We start from the raw sequence: 753 nt of genomic DNA on the forward strand, positions 1-753 counted from the left end.
ACCATGCGCCACCAGCACGCCCAGCGTGCGCCCTGCCCGCAGCACCGGCACGCCCAGGAACGAGTTGTAGATCTCTTCCCCGGTCTCCGGCAGGTAGGCGAAGGCAGGGTGTTCCTGCGCATTGGACAGGTTGAGCGGCCGCGCGCTGGCGGCGATGGTGCCGACCAGGCCTTGGCCCAGCCGCAACTGCGCCAAATGGACGGCGTTCGGGTTCAGGCCTTCGGTGGCGTAGAGTTCGAGCACCGAATCGGCACGCAGCACATAGAGCGAGCAGACTTCCGCGACCATGTTGGAGGCGATGTCGCGCACAATCCGGTCAAGCCGCTCCTGCGGCTCCAGCGGCTCCTGCATGAGCTCGCGGAGCCGTTTGAGCAAAACGCGCGGGCCACTGGCCTGATCACGCATCGCGGCTTGTTCTCCAATGGGCATTCTGCCCGCCGCAGTTTCCACCGCGACCGGCGCACACGCAACAACTCAAATCGTTCTCGCTACTGCTTATCCAGACCGTAGACGGAATGCAAAGTACGAACCGCAAGTTCCGTATACGGGCCGTCGATCAGGATCGAAATCTTGATCTCCGAGGTCGTGATGGCGCGGATGTTGATCGATTTGTCGGCCAGCGCCTTGAAAGCGGTGGCGGCGACGCCGGCATGGCTCCTCATGCCGATGCCGATGACCGAAACCTTCGACATGCCGGCTTCCGACTGCACGACATCGTAGCCGATCGAGGCCTTGAGGCGTTCAAGCACGGCC

General features: G+C 63.3%; 2 protein-coding genes. Both read right to left on the reverse strand.

Annotation, left to right across the window (positions count from 1 at the left end; translation table 11 throughout):
• Positions 1–405 (reverse strand): GAF domain-containing protein (locus tag EN969_RS33725; RefSeq protein ID WP_127419899.1); only part of this gene is annotated, 405 nt, incomplete at its 3' end.
• An 83-nt stretch (positions 406–488) separates the two neighbouring features.
• Positions 489–753, reverse strand: a 265-nt coding sequence (locus tag EN969_RS33730) for an ACT domain-containing protein (RefSeq protein ID WP_127419901.1), incomplete at its 5' end; no start/stop codon positions are given.

The organism is Mesorhizobium sp. M7A.F.Ca.CA.003.01.2.1 (assembly GCF_003998945.1).
GTDB classification, from domain to species: domain Bacteria; phylum Pseudomonadota; class Alphaproteobacteria; order Rhizobiales; family Rhizobiaceae; genus Mesorhizobium; species Mesorhizobium ciceri.